This window comes from Arthrobacter sp. LjRoot78 (assembly GCF_964254335.1).
Taxonomy (GTDB): domain Bacteria; phylum Actinomycetota; class Actinomycetes; order Actinomycetales; family Micrococcaceae; genus Arthrobacter.
Genome location: NZ_CAXUTG020000001.1, coordinates 2,971,229 through 2,992,256 on the forward strand (window position 1 = coordinate 2,971,229; position 21,028 = coordinate 2,992,256).

At 66.2% G+C, this 21,028-nt stretch carries 19 protein-coding genes; 9 read left to right on the forward strand and 10 right to left on the reverse strand.

Annotation, left to right across the window (positions count from 1 at the left end; all coding sequences use genetic code 11):
- The first annotated feature begins 21 nt into the window (after window positions 1-21).
- The 5 genes from ACSQ1X_RS13800 to ACSQ1X_RS13820 are packed head-to-tail and all read left to right on the forward strand — an operon-like array spanning window position 22 to window position 4,968.
- On the forward strand, window positions 22-675 hold the full coding sequence (locus tag ACSQ1X_RS13800; protein ID WP_436058063.1) for a DUF4129 domain-containing protein: 654 nt from the start codon (window positions 22-24) through the stop codon (window positions 673-675).
- Entirely contained in the window at window positions 672-1,904 is a 1,233-nt protein-coding gene (locus ACSQ1X_RS13805) for a DUF4350 domain-containing protein (RefSeq protein ID WP_436058064.1), read from the forward strand. Before ACSQ1X_RS13800 ends, ACSQ1X_RS13805 begins: the two co-directional genes overlap by 4 nt.
- Window positions 1,901-2,929, forward strand: a complete 1,029-nt coding sequence (locus ACSQ1X_RS13810; protein WP_436058065.1) for an AAA family ATPase — start codon at window positions 1,901-1,903, stop codon at window positions 2,927-2,929. Before ACSQ1X_RS13805 ends, ACSQ1X_RS13810 begins: the two co-directional genes overlap by 4 nt.
- A gap of 4 nt (window positions 2,930-2,933) precedes the next feature.
- A complete protein-coding gene (locus tag ACSQ1X_RS13815; RefSeq protein WP_436058066.1) occupies window positions 2,934-4,226 on the forward strand; it encodes a DUF58 domain-containing protein in 1,293 nt (430 codons plus the stop codon).
- Between the two features lie 28 nt (window positions 4,227-4,254).
- Complete coding sequence (locus tag ACSQ1X_RS13820) at window positions 4,255-4,968, forward strand: DUF4166 domain-containing protein (RefSeq protein ID WP_436058067.1); 714 nt, start codon at window positions 4,255-4,257, stop codon at window positions 4,966-4,968.
- On the opposite strand, the gene ACSQ1X_RS13825 is transcribed toward ACSQ1X_RS13820, so the two are convergent.
- The 6 genes from ACSQ1X_RS13825 to ACSQ1X_RS13850 all read right to left on the reverse strand — a co-directional run bounded on the left by ACSQ1X_RS13825 (window position 4,965) and on the right by ACSQ1X_RS13850 (window position 12,148).
- Window positions 4,965-5,990 (reverse strand): hypothetical protein, encoded by a 1,026-nt coding sequence (locus ACSQ1X_RS13825; RefSeq protein WP_055796498.1) that lies wholly within the window; start codon window positions 5,988-5,990, stop codon window positions 4,965-4,967. The two genes, ACSQ1X_RS13820 and ACSQ1X_RS13825, sit on opposite strands and share 4 nt — an antisense overlap.
- Before the next feature lie 3 nt (window positions 5,991-5,993).
- A complete protein-coding gene (locus tag ACSQ1X_RS13830) occupies window positions 5,994-6,437 on the reverse strand; it encodes a chorismate mutase (protein ID WP_055796502.1) in 444 nt (147 codons plus the stop codon).
- A 135-nt stretch (window positions 6,438-6,572) separates the two neighbouring features.
- Window positions 6,573-8,267 (reverse strand): ABC transporter ATP-binding protein, encoded by a 1,695-nt coding sequence (locus ACSQ1X_RS13835; protein ID WP_436058068.1) that lies wholly within the window; start codon window positions 8,265-8,267, stop codon window positions 6,573-6,575.
- Window positions 8,264-9,289 carry an ABC transporter permease gene (locus tag ACSQ1X_RS13840; RefSeq protein WP_436058069.1) on the reverse strand — a complete coding sequence of 342 codons (1,026 nt, stop codon included), beginning with the start codon at window positions 9,287-9,289 and terminating at the stop codon, window positions 8,264-8,266. Before ACSQ1X_RS13840 ends, ACSQ1X_RS13835 begins: the two co-directional genes overlap by 4 nt.
- A 1-nt stretch (window position 9,290) precedes the next feature.
- Complete coding sequence (locus tag ACSQ1X_RS13845) at window positions 9,291-10,382, reverse strand: ABC transporter permease (protein WP_436058070.1); 1,092 nt, start codon at window positions 10,380-10,382, stop codon at window positions 9,291-9,293.
- A 131-nt stretch (window positions 10,383-10,513) separates the two neighbouring features.
- On the reverse strand, window positions 10,514-12,148 hold the full coding sequence (locus ACSQ1X_RS13850) for an ABC transporter substrate-binding protein (RefSeq protein WP_436058071.1): 1,635 nt from the start codon (window positions 12,146-12,148) through the stop codon (window positions 10,514-10,516).
- A gap of 297 nt (window positions 12,149-12,445) precedes the next feature.
- On the opposite strand from ACSQ1X_RS13850, the gene ACSQ1X_RS13855 reads away from it, so the two are divergent.
- The gene (locus ACSQ1X_RS13855; protein ID WP_436058072.1) at window positions 12,446-13,273 is read left to right on the forward strand and encodes a caspase family protein; all 828 of its coding nucleotides are present in this window, start codon (window positions 12,446-12,448) and stop codon (window positions 13,271-13,273) included.
- Window positions 13,274-13,316: 43 nt separating this feature from the next.
- Here the strand turns inward: ACSQ1X_RS13855 and ACSQ1X_RS13860 are convergent, their stop codons facing one another.
- Both ACSQ1X_RS13860 and mnmA read right to left on the reverse strand, forming a co-directional pair.
- Window positions 13,317-14,957 carry a hypothetical protein gene (locus ACSQ1X_RS13860; protein WP_436058073.1) on the reverse strand — a complete coding sequence of 547 codons (1,641 nt, stop codon included), beginning with the start codon at window positions 14,955-14,957 and terminating at the stop codon, window positions 13,317-13,319.
- A 136-nt stretch (window positions 14,958-15,093) separates the two neighbouring features.
- The gene (gene mnmA, locus ACSQ1X_RS13865) at window positions 15,094-16,233 is read right to left on the reverse strand and encodes a tRNA 2-thiouridine(34) synthase MnmA (protein WP_055796522.1); all 1,140 of its coding nucleotides are present in this window, start codon (window positions 16,231-16,233) and stop codon (window positions 15,094-15,096) included.
- A gap of 235 nt (window positions 16,234-16,468) precedes the next feature.
- On the opposite strand from mnmA, the gene ACSQ1X_RS13870 reads away from it, so the two are divergent.
- A complete protein-coding gene (locus tag ACSQ1X_RS13870) occupies window positions 16,469-17,719 on the forward strand; it encodes an NAD(P)/FAD-dependent oxidoreductase (protein ID WP_436058074.1) in 1,251 nt (416 codons plus the stop codon).
- On the opposite strand, the gene ACSQ1X_RS13875 is transcribed toward ACSQ1X_RS13870, so the two are convergent.
- Window positions 17,698-18,927, reverse strand: coding sequence for a cysteine desulfurase family protein (locus ACSQ1X_RS13875; protein WP_055796526.1), 1,230 nt, complete (start codon window positions 18,925-18,927; stop codon window positions 17,698-17,700). The two genes, ACSQ1X_RS13870 and ACSQ1X_RS13875, sit on opposite strands and share 22 nt — an antisense overlap.
- 57 nt (window positions 18,928-18,984) lie before the next feature.
- Here ACSQ1X_RS13875 and ACSQ1X_RS13880 point away from each other — a divergent pair, with 57 nt between their 5' ends.
- Window positions 18,985-19,863, forward strand: a complete 879-nt coding sequence (locus tag ACSQ1X_RS13880) for a DMT family transporter (RefSeq protein WP_436058075.1) — start codon at window positions 18,985-18,987, stop codon at window positions 19,861-19,863.
- Here ACSQ1X_RS13880 and ACSQ1X_RS13885 read toward each other — a convergent pair.
- The gene (locus tag ACSQ1X_RS13885) at window positions 19,850-20,512 is read right to left on the reverse strand and encodes a helix-turn-helix transcriptional regulator (protein ID WP_436058076.1); all 663 of its coding nucleotides are present in this window, start codon (window positions 20,510-20,512) and stop codon (window positions 19,850-19,852) included. The genes ACSQ1X_RS13880 and ACSQ1X_RS13885 overlap by 14 nt on opposite strands.
- An 89-nt stretch (window positions 20,513-20,601) precedes the next feature.
- On the opposite strand from ACSQ1X_RS13885, the gene ACSQ1X_RS13890 reads away from it, so the two are divergent.
- Window positions 20,602-21,021, forward strand: coding sequence for a hypothetical protein (locus tag ACSQ1X_RS13890; protein WP_436058077.1), 420 nt, complete (start codon window positions 20,602-20,604; stop codon window positions 21,019-21,021).
- The last annotated feature ends 7 nt before the right edge of the window (window positions 21,022-21,028 follow it).

Consider the following 21,028-nt stretch of genomic DNA (forward strand, 5'->3'; position numbering starts at 1 on the left):
GGGCCAGGCATTTACGAGGCTGTGCCCGCGCCTCCCGTGGAACCTGGCGCTGATGAGGCCCGCAGGTGGGCCGTCGAGGAGCTCTCCAAACCCGTCTACCAGGACGCGCAGCCCGACTGGCTCACCGATCTGTGGCGGCAGTTCACCGATTGGCTGCGATCCCTCGGCAGCGGCGACCCTGCCATTGACAGCGGAGTTGCGGTACCGGCCATCGGAGTGACAATCCTGGTTCTCATCGCCGTCGCTGTCCTTCTCGCGCGCCCCCGATTGAACGCCCGGCGCCAGCGCCCCGCCGGGGACGACGTCGATGCCGATCCTTCCGTCAGCCCGGCCGAGTACCGCCGGCGCGCGGCCGCGGCCGCAGCGCGCTCCGAGTGGCGCACCGCCATCGTCGAACAGTTCCGCGCCATGGTCCGGTCTGCCGAGGACCGCACGGTCATCGATCCCCTGCCCGGCCGGACGGCGGACGAGGTGGCCGGCCAGCTGGCCGGGGCGTTCGGCAGCCATGCCGCCGAACTCCGGCACGCGGCCGGCATCTTCGACGCTGTCCGGTACGGCGGTGCCGACGCCACCGGCAGCGACCACGCCGTCATAGTTGCGCTGGATCAGCTCCTGGATGCAGCAAAGCCCGACTTCGGCCAGCCGGCCGCGGACCGCCTGGCGCTGCCGCGATGACGCCCGTCCTCGAATCGGCGAACCGGCCGGTACGCGATGGAGGCGCGGCCGACGGTGATCGCCCGGTCCACACCTTCGCCGCATGGATCCGCCGTCACCGGACGTGGACGCTGCTCATCCTGGTCTTTTCGGTTGGAGTGGGGCTGTCGATCATGGCGCAGCTCTCCCCCCACGGCGACAGCTTCCCCCTGTCCACGCGCAACGCAGCTCCTGACGGTGCGCGGGCGGCGGCCGAGATATTGCGGAGCCGGGGTGTGGACGTTCGCCAGACCGATAACTTCGGATCAACGATGTCGGCGCTGGAGGATGCCGCCGGGGCCGGCGCCTTCGAAGACAGCACCGGCACCACCTTGTTCCTCTACGATCGAAACGGCTACCTGGACCCCGTGCAGCTGCAGGCGTTGCGGGAGGCCACGGACAGGCTGGTGGTGGTCACGCCCCGCCTCAGCACGCTCAGCGCCCTCGACGGCGAAATCCGCCCCGCCGGAGTGGTGCCGTCCGGAGTGGCAACCTTGGAACCCGGCTGCAGGCTCCACGATCCCGCGGCCGCCGGGGCCGTCACAGCGGAGTCCGCGTACCTCTACAAGGCCGACCGCGCCTGCTATGAGCCTGCAGAGGGCCTGGGCGGACTGTATGCCGCCAGTGACGACGGCAGTCTGGTGGTGCTGGGCAGCACGCAATTACTCAGTAACCGCCTGCTCGATGAACACGGCAATGCGGCATTGACGCTGAGGACGCTGGGGGCCTCGGACAACCTGGTCTGGTACCTTCCCGGGCTTGCGGACGTGGCCGAGGAGGACACACCCAAGACCCTGGACCAACTTGCCGCGCCGTGGGTCGCCTTCATCGGCCCCTGGCTGGCGCTGGTGGCCGTGCTGGCAATGGCCTGGCGGGGCCGGCGGCTGGGACCGCTGGTCTTCGAGCCGTTGCCGGTGGTGGTCAAGGCCGTTGAGACTGCTGAGGGCCGCGCCCGGCTGTACCACGACGCCCACGCCGTGGACAGGGCTGCTGACAGCCTTAGGGCCGGTACGCTGGTCCGCCTCGCCCGGGTCCTCCGGCTGGGACCGGATGCCGAGTCAACGGCAATTGTCGACGCCGCCGCACGGCACCTTGGGCGAACCCGCGAGGAGACAGCCCGCGTGCTGGAAGGCCGCCCGCGCACGGAGAGCGAGCTGGTCCACTGGGCCCAGCAGCTGGAATCACTAGAGAAAGAGGTAACCGCCCAATGAGTGAGCAGACCAACGGATTCACACAGGGCGGCCCCGGCGGTCCGGCCTTGGCAACGGTGGAGGCAGCGCCCGGCAGCGATCCCGTCCGCCAGGCCCTCCTCAACGTGCGGCACGAAGTGGCCAAGGCGGTCGTCGGCCAGGACGCCACCGTCACCGGGATGCTGATCGCATTGCTGTGCCGCGGTCATGTCCTGCTGGAGGGCGTTCCGGGTGTGGCCAAGACCCTGCTTGTCCGGACGCTTTCCGCCGCCCTGAGCCTGGACACCAAACGCGTACAGTTCACACCCGACCTCATGCCCGGCGACATCACCGGCTCGCTGGTCTTTGACTCCCGGACCTCGGAGTTCAGCTTCCGCGAGGGCCCTGTGTTCACCAACATCCTTCTCGCCGATGAGATCAACAGGACACCGCCGAAAACGCAGGCGTCCCTGCTGGAGGCCATGGAGGAACGCCAGGTTTCGGCAGACGGCGTCTCCCGGCTGCTTCCCGTTCCGTTCATCGTGGCAGCCACGCAGAACCCGGTGGAGTACGAGGGCACCTATCCCCTCCCTGAAGCCCAGCTGGACCGCTTCCTGCTGAAACTTGCCATGCCGTTGCCGGGGCGCGCTGATGAAATCGAGGTCATCCGCAGGCACGCGGCCGGCTTCGACTCCAGGAACCTGGCCGCCGCCGGCGTGCGCGCGGTCGCGGGTGCGGCCGAGCTGGAGGAGGCCCGACAGGCAGTGGCTGCCGTGGTGGTGGCGCCCGAAGTTGCCGCCTACATCGTTGACATCGCCAGGGCCACCCGTGCTGCCCCTTCCTTCCAGCTCGGAGTGTCGCCGCGCGGCGCCACCGCCCTGCTGAGTGCCGCCCGTGCATGGGCCTGGCTGTCCGGGCGGCAGTTCGTGACACCGGACGATGTGAAGGCGCTGGCCCTCCCCTGCCTGCGGCACCGTGTTGCCCTGCAGCCGGAAGCGCAGATGGACGGCGTGCATGTTGACGGGGTCCTCGCCAGCATCCTGGCAACTGTGCCCGTGCCCCGCTGACGCCATGGCCATTTCCGGACGGTTCGTACTTCTGGCCCTGGCAGGGCTGTTGCCCGTGATGCTGTTTCCCGGCTGGGGAACGGTCCTGCTGGTCTGCCTGGTTCTGGGCGCACTCCTGCTGCTGGACCTTGCCCTGGCCGCGCCGCTGCGGAAGATCACGTTGGACCGCACTCTTCCGGGGAACGTCACGCTGACAGGCAGCTGCGAATCCGTCCTGACCATTGGGAACACCGGTCCGCGCCGGCTCCGCGGCCTCGTGCGGGACGCCTGGCAGCCGTCCGCCGGTGCGCAGAATCCGCGCCAATTCACCGACGTCCCGGCCGGCGAACGGCGGCGCATGAAGGTGCTGCTGAAACCTGCCCGGCGCGGCGACCTGAAGGCACCCCACGTGACCCTCAGGGCCTTCGGCCCGCTGTGGCTGGCCGCACGGCAGCGGACCCTCCCGTGTCCCGGCGCCGTGCGGGTGCTCCCGCCGTTCCACTCACGGCGCCACCTACCGTCCAAGCTCCGCAAATTGCGCGAGCTCGACGGAAAGGCCGCGGTCCAGATCAGGGGTGCCGGCACCGAATTCGATTCCCTCCGCGACTACGTCCGCGGTGACGACGTGCGCTCGATTGACTGGCGCGCCACGGCGAGACGGTCCGCCGTCGTCGTCCGTACGTGGCGTCCCGAACGGGACCGTCGCGTGGTCATCATGCTGGACACCTCCCGGACGGCGGCTGCGAGGATCGACGATGAACCCAGGCTCGATACCGGAATTGAGGCCGCCCTGCTGCTGGCCGTCCTTGCCGAACGCGGCGGCGACCGTGTGGATTTCTTCGCCTTCGACCGCCGGACGCGCGGACGGGCAGGCTCCGCGTCGAAAGGAAACCTGCTGGGACAGCTCGTGCAGGCGATGGCCCCGCTGGAACCGGAACTCATTGAGCTGGACTGGAGCCAGGTCCCGGGCCAGATCCGGCAAATATCGGCGCACCGTTCGCTGGTGGTGCTGCTGACACCGCTGGACAGCGGCGCACCGGAAGAGGGACTGCTGCCGATGGCCGCCCAGCTGGCGCAGCAGCATGTTGTGGTGGTTGCCTCCGTGCGGGACCCCATGCTCGGTACCATGCAAAAGGAACGCACGACGGCGGCGCAGGTGTTCCGGGCGGCAGCCGCCGAACGGGCACTGCTGGAACGCGAGGCGGTTGCCATCCAGCTGCGCCAGATGGGGGTGGAAGTGGTGGACGCCGAACCCCACCAGCTGCCGCCCGCACTGGCGGACGCCTATATCCGGCTCAAAGCCGCGGGCAGACTATGAAAGATGTGTCGAAAACCAGGAGGCCAACGTGACCACGCCTATCTATGAACGCGCCCTGGGCAGCGACTTCGCCCGGCTGCAACCCGAGCTCCAGGAGTACTTTTCGCTTGCTCCCGGCTCAGGACGCTACGGCGTCGGGGAGGGTGTCTTCGACGTTGTGGGGTGCCGGCAGCAGTGGCTCCGTCCGCTGCTGCGGCTGACCAGCGGGGAAGAAGCCTTCTTCCCGGAATACGGTGAGCGAATTCCCTTCCGGATCGAAAACCACGCGCACCTCGATCCGTTCGGCCGGTCGAGCCTCACCGCCAGGCGCGAGATCCAGTTTCCTGGCCGCACGCGGTTGTTCCATGACACCACCAGCCTTGACGACTCGCGGAGCAAGCCGGGGCTGGTGGACTATGTCGGCCGCTACCGGCGCCTGGTCACTGACCTCAACCTGAGCGTGACGGCCGAAGGCAGGCTCCGCGGCGTCTCCGAATCGTCCCGGCTGTTCCTGGGTGCCCTGCGCATCCCGCTGCCGGCGGCCTTGGATGCCAAGGCGTACGCGGAGCAGTGGTGGGAACCGGCGGAGGGCGAAAACGGCAAGCACCGGATCCAGGTCAAGGTGATCCAGCCGCAGCTGGGTCTCGTCCTGGTGTATGCGGGGAGCTTCGACTACCGCCTTCGCTCCTACCCCGGCCAAAGCGCGGGGCAGGGCCACCTCCCGGGCTACGCCCGGCCGGACCGGTGGGAGAGCCGCGTTTAGCCGAGGGCCAGCTGGTTGAGCCCGTCCGCCACCTGGGTGAGGCGGGTCAGCACGGCGGTGGCAGACGACGGCGTGTGCCCGGCCAGCCCCTCGGACGGCGTCACCCGGATGGAGCCGAGCGAGGAGGCGGGAAGGCCCAGCTGGCGCCACGGACGCCACACGTTCTCCACGGCTTCCTGCACTCGCGGCAGTGCGGCGGACCGGTTGCCCACCGCGAGCACCCCGGCCCACAGGCTCTTGCCGGCCTCGACCGCACCGGCGAGCTGTTCCCACTGGCGGGAGGTGAGCGCCTTGAGCGGGACGGCTATCCCATCTGCACCCGACGAAAGAATGCGGTCGAAGGGCGCCTCAACTTCGGCAACCGCGATCACCGTTTCGACGGCACCGGCTGCCTTGGCCGCATCGATGACCAGGCGCCACGCCTCTGTCACTTCCTGCCCCGGAACAGCCCGCAGGGTCCTGTAGCCGCTGGATGTGGGAATGGTGCCGGCGAGGACCGCCGCAATATCAGGTTCATCGATCTGGACCACCAGCCGCGCCCCGGGCACAGCCGTGCCGACGCGGGCCAGTAAATCACCGACGCCGGCTGCCAGCGATGCGGCGATATCGCGTCGGGCGCCGTAGTCGAGCAACACCCGTTCGCCGTTGTGGAGGTGGAGGCCTGCGGCCAGGCTCAGCGGTCCTCGCAGGTGGACCTTGAAGTCGCGGGCCGGGCTTTCTTCCGTCCCGGCAACGTCGGCCAGGACGTTGATGTCCGTTGACAGCGCCGACTTCGCCCGCATGAGGTCTTTCCCCGGACGATCCACGATCCGCCATCCGTGGGGCTGAACGTCGACGGCCAGGTCCACCAGGAGTGACGCGGTCCGGCCGAGGGCATCGGAGCCGACGCCGCGGTCCGGAAGCTCCACGAGGAACGGCAGGTGCGGGTTCCCGAGTTCGCCGCGGACGATCCGCGTCGCCTCCAAAGGATCGTCACCGGGCCACGGGCCCAGGGCAGTGGCAGTTACTTGCGATTCCGGCATGGCCTAGGCGTCGACGGCGGTGGACGGGGCGGGCGGGGAAAGCAGCGGCCGGCCGGCAGCGGACCCGTTGTTCCCGGCGGCCTGGTGGTCTTCGGCAATGGCTTCGTGGTGCCGGATGACCTCGCCGATGATGAAGTTCAGGAATTTCTCGGCAAATGCCGGATCCAGGTGGGCCTCCTCGGCCAGGCGGCGCAGCCGCGCAATCTGGGCAGTCTCCCGGCCCGGGTCCCCGGCAGGCAGCCTGTGCGCCGCCTTGAGGAAACCGACCTTCTGCGTGGCCTTGAACCGTTCGGCGAGGAGGAACACGAGCGTGGCGTCGATGTTGTCGATACTGGACCGGATGGACAGTAGTTCCGCCATGACCGATTGGTCGACTTGTCCGGCCAACGAGCTGGCTGAGGGGTCGTAGGATTCGGCGTCTGGAAGGTCTTGGTTCTGCTCGGTCATGGTCCCAGTCTATGGGCACCCCGCCAATTCCCGGTGGCTGTTAAGCGTCCCCGCAACGTTCCCGTGTGAGGCTGCCGGGGACGGAAATGCCCGCCGTCCGGAACGGACGGCGGGCATTTCCAGCAGGGAGCGGAACTAACCGGCCAGCAGCGCGCGGTTGGCTTCCCGGCGCTTGGCCTGTTCGTCCGGATCAGGGACGGGCAGCGACGCGATCAGCCGGCGCGTGTAGTCGTGCTGGGGGGCGCCCATCACCTGGGTGCCTAGCCCCTGCTCCACGAGCTTGCCCTTGTAGAGCACGCCGACCCAGTGGGACAGGATGTCGACGACCGCGAGGTCGTGGCTGATGAACAGCGCGGCGAAGCCGAATTCCGCCTGGATGTCCTTGAACAGTTCCAGCACCACAGCCTGGACGGAAACGTCCAGCGCCGAAGTGGGTTCGTCGGCAATCAGCAGCTTTGGGTTCAGGATGAGGGCCCTGGCCAGTGACGCCCGCTGCCGCTGTCCGCCGGACAGTTCGTGCGGGAACCGGTCAGCATACGACGCCGGCAGCTGCACCGATTCGAGCAGCTCACCAACGCGTTTCCGCGCCTGTGCCGGCGTGGGATTGCTGTGGATGATGAGCGGCTCGGCAACGCAGTCGCCGATGGTTAGTTGCGGGTTGAAGGACGCCGCCGGGTCCTGGAAAACGAAGCCGATCTCCTTGCGGAGGGGCTTGAACGTCCGTTCCTTGAGGTTCAGCATCTCGTAGTCCAGCACCTTCAGGCTGCCGCCCGTGGTGCGGTTGAGTCCGGCGATGGCGCGTCCGATAGTGGTTTTGCCGGATCCCGATTCACCGACCAGGCCGAAGACCTCACCCTCGGACAGCGTAAAGCTCACGCCGTCTACGGCCTTGAAAGCGGGGGTGCCCAGCCTGCCGGGGTACTCAATGGTCAGGCCCTTGGCTTCCACCAGGACTTTGCCACCCTGGTGGGCCCGCGTCGTCATTCCCTCGGAAGCGGAGTTCCTGCCTAGGTGCGGCACAGCCGCCAGAAGCTTCCGTGTGTACTCCTGTTTCGGCTCGGCGAACAGCACCCTGGCGGTTGCCTCCTCGACGACATCGCCCTGGTACATCACCACCACCCGGTCGGCGAGATCGGCCACCACCCCCATGTTGTGGGTGATGAGCACGATCGAGGTGCCGTACGTGTCCCGCAGGTCCCTGAGCAGCTGGAGGATCTCAGCCTGGACCGTAACGTCCAACGCTGTTGTTGGTTCATCGGCGACGATCAGCCCCGGATTAAGTGCCAGTGCGGCCGCAATGACGACACGCTGCTTCTGGCCTCCGGAAAACTGGTGGGGATAGTAGTCCACCCGGTTTTCGGGGTCCGGGATGCCCACTTTCCGGAGGGCCTCGATGGCGCGGGATTTCGCCTCCCTGGCCGACACTTTGCCGCCCTTGCCCTGCGCATGGGCACGGATGCCTTCTGCGATCTGCCATCCCACGGTGAAGACGGGGTTCAGGGCCGTGGACGGTTCCTGGAAGACCATGGCGACGTCCCGGCCGCGGATCTGCCGCAGCTTGGCGGCGCTGACACTGATGACGTTGTTCCCGTTGATCAGCACCGCACCGGAGCTGATGGCGGTCTCCGGGAGGAGGCCGAGGATGGTCTTGGCAGTAACCGTCTTGCCGGAGCCTGACTCACCGACGATCGCCACCACTTCGCCCGGGTTGACCTCAAGGCTGACGTCCTTGACGGCATAGACGTCCCCGGCATCGGTAGCGAAAGTGACCTTCAAGTGGTCAATATCCAGGACCGGGCCTGTGCCGTGCTTGTCGATGTTGGTGGTCATGAACTGCTCACTTCTGCTTGAATTCCTGCCTGCGCGGCTGCGTTCGAATCAGGCCCGCCCTTGCCGGAAGCGGCCTTCTTGCGTCCGCGCAGCCGCGGATCGTTGAGGTCGTTGATGCTCTCACCCATGAGGGTGAGGCCGACGACGGTCAGCACCATTGCGAGGCCCGGGAACACGCCCGTCCACCAGATGCCGGACGTGGTGTCGGCCAGCGCCTGCTTCAGGTCGAAGCCCCATTCCGCGGCGGAGCTGGGTTCGATGCCAAAGCCCAGGAAGCCCAGGCCTGCCATCGTGAGGATTGCTTCGGAGGCGTTCAGCGTGAAGATCAGCGGCAGGGTACGCGTCGCGTTCTTATAGATGTGCCGGCGCATGATGCGGATGTTCGAGGCCCCCACTACCTTGGCGGATTCCACGAAGGGTTCGGCCTTGAGGCGGATGGTTTCGGACCGGATCACCCGGAAGTACTGAGGAATGAAGACCACGGTAATCGAGATTGCCGCGGCCATGATGCCGCCCAGCAGGCTGGACTGGCCGCCGCTGATGACGATTGCCATGACGATTGCGACCAGCAGCGAGGGGAAGGCATAGATGGCGTCCGCGATGACAACAAGGATCCGGTCCAGCCAGCCGCCGATGTAGCCGCTGACGAGTCCCAGGATGACGCCGATGAAGATCGACATCAGGACGGCCACAACGATCACCATGATGGCCGTCTGCGTTCCCCAGATAACCCGGGACAAAACGTCGTAGCCGCCCACCGTGGTCCCCAGCAGGTGCTTTCCACCGGGCGCCTCCTGGGCGGGGAAGTTGCCGTCCGCGTCCGAAAGCTGGGCGTACCCGTAGGGAGCCAGGAGTGGCGCGAATATGGCCGTCAGCACAAATGCACTGGTCAGGACGAGTCCTGCAACCAGCATTCCGCGTTGCAGGCCCACGCTCTTGTTGAAGTGCGAGATGACCGGCAGCCGGCGGAAGAGCGAAGCGCGGGGATCCGCTGCGGGTTCAACAGTTGTTGGGGTGCTCATGTCAGTACCTCACGCGGGGGTCGATCAGCGCGGCAACAATGTCCACGATGAAGTTGGTCACGGCCACGATGACGGCGAGGAGGACCACGATGCCCTGGACCGCAACGAAGTCGCGTGCCGTGAGGTAGGTGGCCAGCTGGAATCCCAGCCCTTTCCATTCGAAGGTTGTTTCCGTCAGCACGGCGCCTCCGAGCATCACTGCGATTTGCAGGCCCATCACGGTGATGATGGGGATCAGCGCAGGCTTGTAAGCGTGCTTGGTGACCAGCCGGAATTCGCTGACGCCGCGGGAGCGCCCGGCCTCCACGTAGTCCCGGCCCAGGGTTCCGATCACGTTGGTGCGGACCAGCCGCAGGAAGATGCCTGCGGTCAGCAGGCCCAGGGCGAGGGCCGGCAGGACCGCGTGCGCCATGACGTCACCCAGTGCTGCCATGTTGCCACTGCGGATGGCGTCCAGCCAGTAGATGCCTGTCGGCGACTGCAGGGAGGTGAGCTCCAGTTCGCTGGAGGTCTTGGCGCGACCAGCCACGGGGAGCCACCCGAGCCACACGGCGAAAGTGAGTTTCAGGAGCATGCCGGCGAAGAACACAGGAGTGCCGTAGCAGACGATGGCGAAAACGCGAAGTACAGCGTCGGGGGCGTGGTCCCTCCGGTAGGCGGCGACCATGCCCAGCGGAATACCCACCAGCAGGGCCACCAGCAACGCGTTGATGGTCAGTTCCAGAGTGGCAGAGCCGTAGGTGGCCAGCATTTCCGTGACCTGGCGGTTGTCCGAGAGGGTGGTGCCGAAGTTGCCCGTGGCCAGATGTCCCAGGTACTCGAAATACTGCACGAGGATCGGACGGTCATAGCCTGCGGCGGTGATCCGCTCCGCCAGCTGCTCAGGCGGCAGCCGGCCGCCCATGGCCGCAGTGATGGGATCGCCGGTGATGCGCATCAGGAAGAACACCAGCGTCACGAGGATGAAAATCGTAGGAAAGATCAAGAGGAACCTGATCAGGATGTATTGGCCCAGTCCCCCGCCGGACGATTTCTTTTTTGACGGCAGCAGGCCGTCGGCGTCGGTTGGCGGCGCCTCAATCAGTGTTGTCATTGGTACCTAAATGTGTGCTTCCGGCGGCTTCGTGGGCCCCGAAATCTGTTGCCCTGCTCCAGCACGAAAGGCGGGACGCCGCACGGGCGCCCCGCCTCCTCGGCTGGCCAGGACCGGATGGAGAACTGGACCTACTTGGAAATTACGCCAAGCCGGGTCTTGAAGGATGCGTCCAGGGTCTTTTCGACACCCTTGACATCCTTTCCGGCGACCATGAGCTGGGCGCCCTGCAGCAGCGGCAGCGTGGAAAGATCCTTGGCCACGGCCGTCTGGGCTTCGCCCAGCACCTTTTCGCGCTCTGCCTTGTCAACGGTGGTGAGCTGGGTCTTGATCAGCTCGGTGACGGATGCATTTTCGTAGTGGTTCTTGAGGAAGTTGCCCGGCACGAAGAACGGGGTCAGGTAGTTGTCCGCGTCCGAGTAATCGGGGAACCAGCCGAGCTGGTACACCGGGTAGGCGTCAGCAGTGCGGTCCTTGGAGTAGGTGACCCACTCGGTGGACTGCAGGTCAACCTTGAACAGTCCGGACTTTTCCAGCTGCTCCTTGATCATCGCGTACTCGTCGCCGGATGACTTGCCGTAGTGGTCCGGGTTGTACTGCAGCTTGATGTTCACCGGTGCCGTGACGCCTGCATCGGCGAAGGCCTTCTTGGCCTTGTCCAGGCTGGGCTTGCCGCTGCCGTCGCCGTACATTTCCTTCAGTGGCTGGATCGCGCCAACGAAGCCGTCGGGCACCACAGAGTACGCCGGCAGGTAAGTGCCTTTGTAGACCTGGGTTGCGATGGCGTCGCGGTCAACGACGTTGGCCATGGCCTGGCGGACGGCGAGGGCCTTGGCGGGATCCGCGTCGGCAGCCTTGGCACCGAACGGCATGGTGTCGAAGTTGAACACGATGTAGCGCAGCTCTCCACCGGGGCCCTTGTGGACCTTGACCTTGGAGTCCTTCTCCAGGTCTGCGGCGTCAGTTGCGGTCAAGCTCCGTCCGGCGACATCAATGTTCCCCTGCTGGACGTCCAACTTGAGGTTGTTTGAGTCGGCGTAGTACTTGATGGTGGCGCCGTCGTTCGCGGGCTTGCCGAGCAGGCCCTTGTAGTCCGGGTTGACCTTGAGGCTGACAAGCTCGTTCTTCTTGTAGCTGTCGATCGTATAGGGGCCGGCGAACGGTTTGCCCTTGACGATTTCATCGTCCGTCATCAGCTTGTCGGCCGGGAAGACCTCTTCGTCGACGATCGGTCCGGAGTTGGCTGCAAGAACGCCCGGGAAGACCTGGTCATTGCCGGCCTTCAGCTTGAAGACAACAGTGGAGTCGTCCTTGGCGGTGACCGACTCAAGGTTTCCCAGGAGCGAAGCCGGACCGTTCGGGTCAGCGATGCTGACGACGCGGTCGATGGAGAACTTCACGTCCGAGGATGTGAGTGCGTGCCCGTTGGCAAATTTGAGGTCCGACTTGAGCTTCACGGTGTATTCCGTGGGGCTGGTGAATTCCGCGGACTCCGCGATGTCGGGCGTGGCGTCTGCCGTGCCCGGCTTGGCGTTCAGGAGGAACGGGTAGATCTGGTTCATCACCATGAAGGAACCGGCATCGTAGGACCCCGCAGGATCGAGGGTAACGACCTTATCGGTGGTGCCGTAGGTAATGGTTCCGCCTCCGGCACCGCCGGTGGAAGTTCCGCCGCCGCCGGACGAACCTGTGCAGGCTGTCAGTGCAAACGCGGAAACACCCGCGAGCGCGATAGCGCTGTGCAGGGCCTTTTTGTTCATTGCCATCTGTGGACTTTCTGTTCGATGAGTACACGCGTGCCGCCGCGCAACTGGATCAGTTGGACTCGGTGGGCGGGACGTTGTCCTGATCACACGATTCAATCAGACCCGAGCGCGGTGAATCGTTACAACCTGTGAGTTGAGACACAAAATTTACCTGATTGGGTCAAAACTATCGTTTTCTTCAGCATTCCGGCCTGATCAGCCTCCGACGGAACGATGAGTGAGTGCCCTAAGGAATTGCCATTGAAGAGTCTCCTTCCCGGGAATAGAGTTGCCCTACCCGGCTGAAGGGAACACATCATGAGCAAAGCCGCCCTCTGTGTGGGGATCAACGAATTTGAACACCTGCCGAAATCCAGCTGGCTGCAGGGCTGCGTCAACGACGCCCGGGACCTCGCCGCACTGCTGCAAACCGGGTATGGGTTCGCCGAGTCGGACATCTCGCTGTTGCTGGATTCCCAGGCCACAAAGAGCCAGGTGATGGCGCAGCTGGATTCGATGATGGACCGCGCGGCCGCCGGCGAACTCCGGCACATCGTCTTCACCTTCTCCAGCCACGGAACGCAGATTCCAGACACCAACAACGACGAAGCGGACCGGCTGGATGAAGCCTTCGCCTGCTTCGACATCAACAACACCGGCGACTCGTGGGATCCGGCCACCGTCATCTCGGATGACGAACTGTTCACCCTCTTTGCCCGCTTGCCGGACGGCGTGCTGATGGACGTTGTGCTGGACACCTGCCACAGCGGCACGGGCCTGAAATCACTGGACCTCCTGCCCGGGCGGCGGCCCCGCTTCCTGCCGGCACCGACCCCCCGCGGCGTTGCTGCCACGGAGTTCAACGACACGCGGGCACTGCGTGACCTGGTGAAGGCCGGCCGGGGCGTCAAACCCGTTCTTTTGGCCGCCTGCCGGGCCGATCAGACCGCCGCCGACGCATTCCTGGAGGGCCGGTACAACGGAGCCTTCACGTACAACTTCATCAAGGCGGTCACCGGCGACGGGGCCCTGGGCCGGGCGGACATCCTCAAGCTGGTCAGCAAGGGCCTCAGGGCCGGCGGCTTCGACCAGGTGGCCCAGCTGGAAGGCTCGACGCCCGCACGGAAGGCCCCGTGGGGAAGCTGATGCAGGCCGGAAGCTGACCGCGGCGCGGGAAGCTGACGGCGGCTCACTCCCGGCGCTCGTCCTCCGGGTGGAAGGTCGCCGCCGGCATCTTTATCCCTGCTTCCCTTTTGACGGTTTCCAGTTTCTCCTGCTGCCACTCCGCGTCCATGACCGGCTTGAGGGCTGCGAAACAGAGCCGTCCACCCTCGTCAAACCGCAGCAGACCGCCGCCGCGGACGGTGTAGTAGTCACTGTCCACCCGGAGGCCAAGCTTGTTCCTTGCTTCGGTTTTGGACATAGTGACTGACTGCACGTAGGACGCGCCGATTTCGGAGACAACGAAACCGTCCGGCCCCACCCGGGTACTTGGACGCACCCGGTTCACCACGATGCTCGTGTCCTGATCGATGCCGGCAGCCTCGATCAACCGCGGGTTCTCCCACATGAAGCGGTTGACCTCCTCGGGATCGGCAGCCAGGGCAGACAACCGGACCGGGTAGCGCAGATCGCGAAGATGCTTAAGGCCGTCCAGGAGTTCGTCGGGCTCCGTGGAAAGGTCAATGTCCCAAAAGGCGTCGCGCACGGCCTGCCGGTATCCCATCATGTCCGTCGGCACCAGGACGGCGTCAGCTGCGAGGATTCCCCGCAGCAGGTCCTCCCAGCCCGGGTCCACCGGCGGCATGTAGGCGAGCCCCCGCAGCACCATGCCCAGCATCTGATGCCCAAGATGCGCCCCCGCTTCCGCCACCTGGTACCGGCTGGAGCGGCCGCCCGGCCTGTCCAGCCGCTGTAGCCAGAGCCTCACGACGGCGTCCAGCACCCCCTTCACCGCAATCTCGCCCCGCCGGTGGGGCTCGGGATCCAGCCGCCATTCGAAGGGCACGTCCACGTCGAGGGGCCGCCTGGCGGCGCCCCGCGAAAACAGCCCGTCGGCCAGTCCGAACAGCCCGGAGGCCAGGACTTCCTTCTCCATGTTCCGGGCGGGTATGGCTCCGCGCTTCCCGTCCGGACCCGGAACAGCCACTGACAATTGTTGTTCCACCCGCTCAGGCGAGGAAAAGACGCTCAGCATGGCCACCAGGTCGGCAATGCATTCGTGCAGCGCGTAGCCGTCGAGCAAGGCATCGCTGTCTGTCCACTGGCGCCGGTAGCCGTCCAGGATCGCATGAGTCACCTCATGGGCGACGAGGTCATGATAGAGCGCCAACGGGACGGAACGCGTGGAACGGTCGTCGGTTCGGTGCCCAAAACGGATCAAGCCGCGTTCGCGGTCGTATCCAGTGGAGGCGTAGGGGATCTTGTCATACACACTGATGAGCAGCCGGTGGCCCGAGGCCCAGCCCATCCGGCGCCCCAGGGTGACTTCAAATGCCTGAAGTGTTGCGGTCGCCACCGCATAGACGTGCTGTGCGAGAAACCGGCTGTCGGTTAGCAGCTCTTCCAGCCCGGCGGGTGCGTCCTGGTCGTCGATGCACCATTCGTTGCGGTCCACGGACAGGGAAATGGGCCGGGGACCGTCAGCCCCGGGAGCCCGCACGCGCAGCGCCAGGCGTGCGCCGGCCGGGCCGTTGACCACCCTCTCCACCGGCACCCGAATGCTGGTGGTGAGCGGCTTTCCTGCCTTGCGGGTGAAGGGGCCCTCGGCAAGGGCGGTCAGCGCGACCATTTCGAGGCCGTGACCGATGCCAAGCGCTGCAGAGACCATGCCGGGCCCGCTTTCCTCAACTTTGCAGGCCACCCGTGAAGCGGTTGCCTGCATGAAGCCTGGTTCCCCAGGCCTCAATTATTGCGGGAGCAGGGGTGATTGACTACGGCAAACCGCCGCGGGCACCCGATTCCGATTAAAGCGCCGCGCGCTGCAGCGAACGCGCTGCGTCAATGGTGGCCTGCCCCAGGACCCGGCTTCCCTGGTAGAGCACCACGGTCTGTCCGGGGGCCACTCCGCGCAGCGGGGTGGTCAGCGTGACCACAAGGTTCGTCCGCTCCGCGCCGCCGTCGTCCGTCAGCAGTTCCGTATGGGCGGTTGCGGGAACGGGATCGCCGTGGGCCCTGACCTGGGCGTGGCAGTCGAACTCGTCGCCGGTGGCGATTTCCGCAATCGGCAGGCCGGCCCACGATACTTTGATGCCGCGGATCTCGTCGATGGCCAGGAGCGCCTCGGGGCCCACCACCACCTTGTTTTCCTTGGGCCGGATCTCCAGGACGAAGCGGGGCTTGCCGTCGGCGGCGGGCGTGCCCAGCTTGAGACCGCGGCGCTGGCCTACGGTGAACGCGTTGGCACCGGGGTGCTCGCCCACCTTGGACCCGGTTTCATCAACAATGTCGCCCGTGGTCATGTCGATCTTCTCCGCAAGCCACCCCGCGGTGTCACCGTCCGGAATGAAGCAGATGTCGTGGCTGTCCGGCTTGTTGGCCACTGACAGCCCGCGGCGTTCGGCCTCGGCGCGCACTTCGGCTTTCGAGGGGGTGTCCGCCAGCGGGAACATGGAGTGCTTGAGCTGTTCGTGGGTGAGGACGCCGAGCACGTAGCTCTGGTCCTTGGCCCAGTCGGCCGCGCGGTGGAGTTCCGGGTTTCCGTCGGCGTCGGTGATCACCTTGGCATAGTGGCCGGTGCAGACGGCGTCGAAGCCCAGTGCGATGGCCTTTTCCAGCAGCGCCGCAAACTTAATGCGTTCATTGCAGCGCATGCAGGGGTTCGGAGTGCGTCCGGCGGCATATTCGTCGATGAAGTCCTGGACCACGTCCTCCTTGAACCGCTCCGAGAAGTCCCAGACGTAGTACGGGATACCCAGGACGTCGCAGGCGCGCCAGGCGTCGCGCGAGTCTTCGATCGTGCAGCACCCGCGGCTTCCGGTACGGAGCGTTCCGGGCATCCTGGACAGCGCCAGGTGGACGCCGACGACGTCGTGTCCTGCCTCGACGGCGCGGGCGGCGGCAACGGCGGAATCGACTCCGCCGCTCATGGCTGCAAGAACTCGCATGCTGGCTTTCTCTAGGGGAAGGTGTGATGGTGCGGCCGCAGCTGGTACCGGGCCGGCGCACAGAACGCGGCCGGATACACTGCATGCCCAACTATTCTACTGCCTCGCCCAAGGGGGACCCGAAATCGCCCCCGCGACCCCTTGACGCCCACAGATGCGGATTCTATTGTCAGGAATAGTATTTTTAGAAGCGGGCCGCCGACAGGGTCGGCCCTCCAGGGAATCGAGCGGCGTCATGGCTGTCGAACACACCACCGAAAGCATCGTCATAGCGGGCGCGGGGCTGGCTGGCGCCACCGCTGCCCGCACCCTGCGCAGCGAGGGGTTTGCCGGCAGGATCAGCCTCATTGGCTCCGAACTGCACCACCCATACCTTCGTCCGCCGCTTTCCAAGGAGTACCTGCTGGGCAAAGCCGGCGAGGACGCGCTCCCCGTGGCTCCCGAGGCCTGGTATGCAGAGAACGACGTCGACCTCCGACTCGGCGTGACCGTCGCCGCCGTCGACCCCGGCTCGCACTCAGTACGTCTCAGCAGCGGCGAGTCCCTGGACTACGATGCGCTCCTGCTGGCTACGGGCGCCCTCCCCCGTCGCCTTTCCCTGCCGGGGAGCGGGCTGGACGGCGTCACCATGTTCCGGACCCTGGATGACAGCCGCCGCCTCCGGGAACAGTTATCGCCGGGCGGACGGAACGTGGTGATGGTCGGCTCGGGCTGGATCGGGATGGAACTGGCGGCTGCTGCCATCAGCTACGGCAACCACGTGACGCTGCTCGGACTCGAGGATGTCCCGCTGGCCTCCGCCATCGGACCTGAACTGGGCGGGTTTTTCCGCTCCGTTCATGAAGCACACGGTGTCCGGTTCCGCCCGGGCGCAACCGCATCCGAGCTACGCGGCGACTCCGGCCGCGTCACCGGCGTGGTCACCGGCTCGGGCGACGTATTGCCGGCCGACGTCGTGGTGATTGCCGTGGGCGTGGCACCGGACACCCGGCTCGCGGAGCAGGCAGGACTGGTCCTTGACAACGGGATACTGACGGACGCCTCCCTGCGGACCAGCGTCCCGGATATCTTCGCCGCCGGGGACGCGGCAAACGCGCTGCACCCGTTCACGGGGCAGCACCACCGCAGCGAGCATTGGCATAATGCGCTCAGCGGCGGAAAGATCGCGGCCAAAGCGATGCTTGGCCAGGGTGCAACTCTGGACACGATTCCGTACTTCTACACCGACCAGTACGACCTCAGCATGGAGTACTCGGGTTTCCCCACCCTGGCGGCGGCCGCCGAACCGGTTATCCGCGGGTCACTGGAGGGCAGGGAATTCATCGCATTCTGGCAGCATGAGGGCCGCGTGGTGGCAGGGATGAACGTCAACGTTCCCCGCACACAAAAAGCCATCAAGGCACTGATCTCCAGCCGGGAGACCATCGGGCCGGGCCGTCTGGCAGATCCCGGCGTCGCGCTGGATCAGCTCCTGGCGGACGACTGACGGGCCACTGTGGCGGCGGTCTGGATGGTCGATTCGTGCCCGGCCATGCCTGCCTGGCGGGCCCGGTCGTAGGCGCCCGGCAGTGCCGCCAGGAGGGCGTCGACGTCGGACTCTGTGGACGCGTGCCCCAGGGAGAAACGCTGCGCGCCGCGTGCGGTGTCCTCATCGAGCCCCATGGCCAGCAGGACGTGCGAGGGCCGTGGCACGCCGGCGGTGCAGGCCGAACCCGTGGACGATTCGACGCCGGCAAGGTCCAGCAGGAAGAGCAGGGAGTCACCCTCGCAGCCCGGGAAGGTGAAGTGCGCGTTGCCGGGCAAGCGTCCATCGCCCGGCGCTCCACGGAGGACGGCGTCGGGGACGGCGGCCCGCACGCCGGCGATCAGCCTGTCCCGCAGCCCGGCGATGCGGGCCGCTTCCCCGGGGAGGTCTTTGGTCACGGCTTCGGCAGCTGCGGCGAAGGCGGCGATCGACGCCGTGTCCAGCGTGCCCGACCGCACGTCGCGTTCCTGCCCTCCGCCGTGCAACACCGGCGTTAGCTTGACGGCGCGGCCCAGCAGCAGGGCACCGACCCCCACCGGGCCGCCGATCTTGTGGCCGGAGATGGACATGGCGTCCAGCCCGCTCGCCCGGAAGTCCACCGGCAATGACCCAAAGGCCTGGACTGCGTCCGAATGCACCGGAACGCCCACGGCATGGGCCGCCGCGACCACCTCATGCACCGGCTGGATGGTGCCAACCTCGTTGTTTGCCCACATCACCGAGACGAGGGCGATGGTCTCCGGGTTTCGGGAGAGCTCCGACCTCAGCGCATCCAGGACCACTACGCCGTCGGAATCCACGGGCAGCCACGTGACCTCGGCGCCCTCGTGCCGCTCCAGCCACTCCACCGTGTCCAGGACAGCATGATGTTCGACGGCGGAGCACAGGATCCGCGTGCGCTCCGGCTTCTCAGCGCGGCGGGCCCAGTAAAGGCCCTTGACAGCCAGGTTGTCAGCCTCCGTGCCGCCCGAGGTGAAGATGACTTCCGACGGGTGGGCCCCGGCTGCTGCGGCTATTGCCTCGCGGGCGTCCTCCACAGATCGTCGTGCCCGGCGGCCGGATCCGTGCAGCGACGACGGGTTGCCGGTCCTGGCCAGTTCGCGGGTGAGTACCGCCAGGGCCTCGGCGGCGATGGGCGTGGTGGCGGCATGATCGAGGTAGACGGACACAAGCCAATTCTAGCCGCGGCAACCCTGCCTGCCCCGGCACCGGGGTAGATTCGAGCGGTGAAAGCCTCGATTTACCTGGTGCTGGCCACCCTGTTCTGGTCCGGCAACCTTGCGGTGGGGCAGGCAGCCGTGGACACCATGACGCCGCTGGAACTCACCTTCTGGAGATGGGCGCTGGCCGCCCTTCCACTCGTGGCGCTGGCCCATTTTGTGGAACGTCCCGACTGGCGCGCCGTCCTTGGCCGCTGGCGGGTACTGCTGCTCCTGAGCGTGCTGGGCATGGGCTGCTACACCCTGCTGCTCTACACCGCCCTCCAGCACACGTCCGCTCTCAACGCTTCGCTGATCACGGCTGCCAATCCGGCGCTCATCGTGGTGATGGCCATCTTCATGCTCGGTGAAAAGCCCGGCCTCTTCGGCTGGCTGGGCATCGCCCTGGGTCTCACCGGGGTGCTCCTGGTCCTGACCCGGGGCGAACTGCTCCGGGTGTTCAGCATTACCTTCAATTTCGGTGAACTGCTGATGATCGGGGCGATTGTTGTGTGGGGTTTCTACACCATTATTTCCCGGCGGCTGGGCTTGCCGGCCATCGCGGCCACAGCCGTTCAGGTGGTGATGGCCACGGTCCTGCTGGGTCCGGTGGCACTCGCCGCGGGCGCCGGTTTCCCTGCTACCGCAGCCGAAGGATGGTCGATCGCCTACATCGCTGCCTTCCCTTCGCTGGGGGCGTACCTGTGCTGGAACCTCGCACTCAAAACGACGGCGCCCGCCACCGCCGGCAATTACCTGAACCTGATCGTTGTGTTCACGGCGGCCATCACGGTGATGATGGGCATTCCGGTCAGCCTGCCCCAGATCGTCGGGGGCATGCTTGTCGTAGCCGGTGTGCTGCTGGCAGGCCGGCCCCGGAAACCCGCGGAAATCAGGGCGGCGTAATCCTGGCGCAGCACTGGCCGGCGGCCTTGTTCCCCACGATGCGGTCCTCGGCAACACCGCAGCCGGCAGCCGCGCCGGTGAGGAACGCTCCGTTCATGGCACAGACCACGTCGGCATGGCCGTCCGCAAGCCGGTGAAACGGGCAGTTGCGCAGTGCGAAGCCGCCCGCACCGTCCGGATCCGGCAGGTACCCTTCCGCGGAGAGGAATTCCTCGAGGCTGTGACTCCCCTCCGCCATTTCCAGGCCCTTCGCGTAGGAGGTGGCCAGCAGCGCGTCCCGGACGGGCTCGCCGGCGGCACTGGACCGTTCGATCGCGGCGGCCATGAGTTCACCGGCCAGGTCATAGTTACGGTCGGGCACGGAAGCACTCAGTTCCGGCTGGGCCGGCCGGTACAGCTTTGCCGGCCGGCCAGAGCCGGGTCCGGCCTTCCCTCCGAGCTTGCGGAACTCAACGGTAAGCACGCCGTCCTGCACCAGCCTGTCCAACTGGAACGATGCCGTACTTCGCGGGATCTCCAGGGCGGCGGCCGCTTCGTCCCGTCCTACCGCCCCGGAGGACGACGAGACGAATCCGAAGAGTTTCCTGCGGTTCTCATCACCAAGCGATGCCACGGCCGCGATCCGGCGGGCCCAGGGAAGTCTGCGCATGGAACACCCTAACTCTAAAAACAAGATTCATTGCTTAATTCAGGATCTCTTTCTAAAATTATGTTACCTACTTTTAGAAGGAGCAAGCCATGAAATCATCCTCGGTGCTGACCACGCCCTCCCGCAGCCTGGCCTCCGAGCCGGGCAGGCAGGCCTTCCTGCTGCTTCGCACGGTCTTCACGGTCGCCCCGGTCATTTTCGGCCTCGACAAGTTCACCAACCTGCTCGCCGACTGGACCATGTATCTGGTCCCCGTGGCCACAGCCGTGGTTCCGTTGCCGGCCCAGACCATCATGTACATCGTTGGTGTCGTGGAGGTTGTTGCCGGTATAGCGGTGGCGCTCCGGCCACGCTTCGGATCGATGCTGGTGGCCGTGTGGCTGCTGGGAATCATCATCAACCTGCTGCTCCTGGGCAGCTTCTTCGACGTCGCACTTCGCGATTTTGGCCTGCTCGTGGCCGCCCTGGCCCTCAACCGGCTGTCACCCCGGAGTTCCCGCAAGGCCTAGCGGGAAC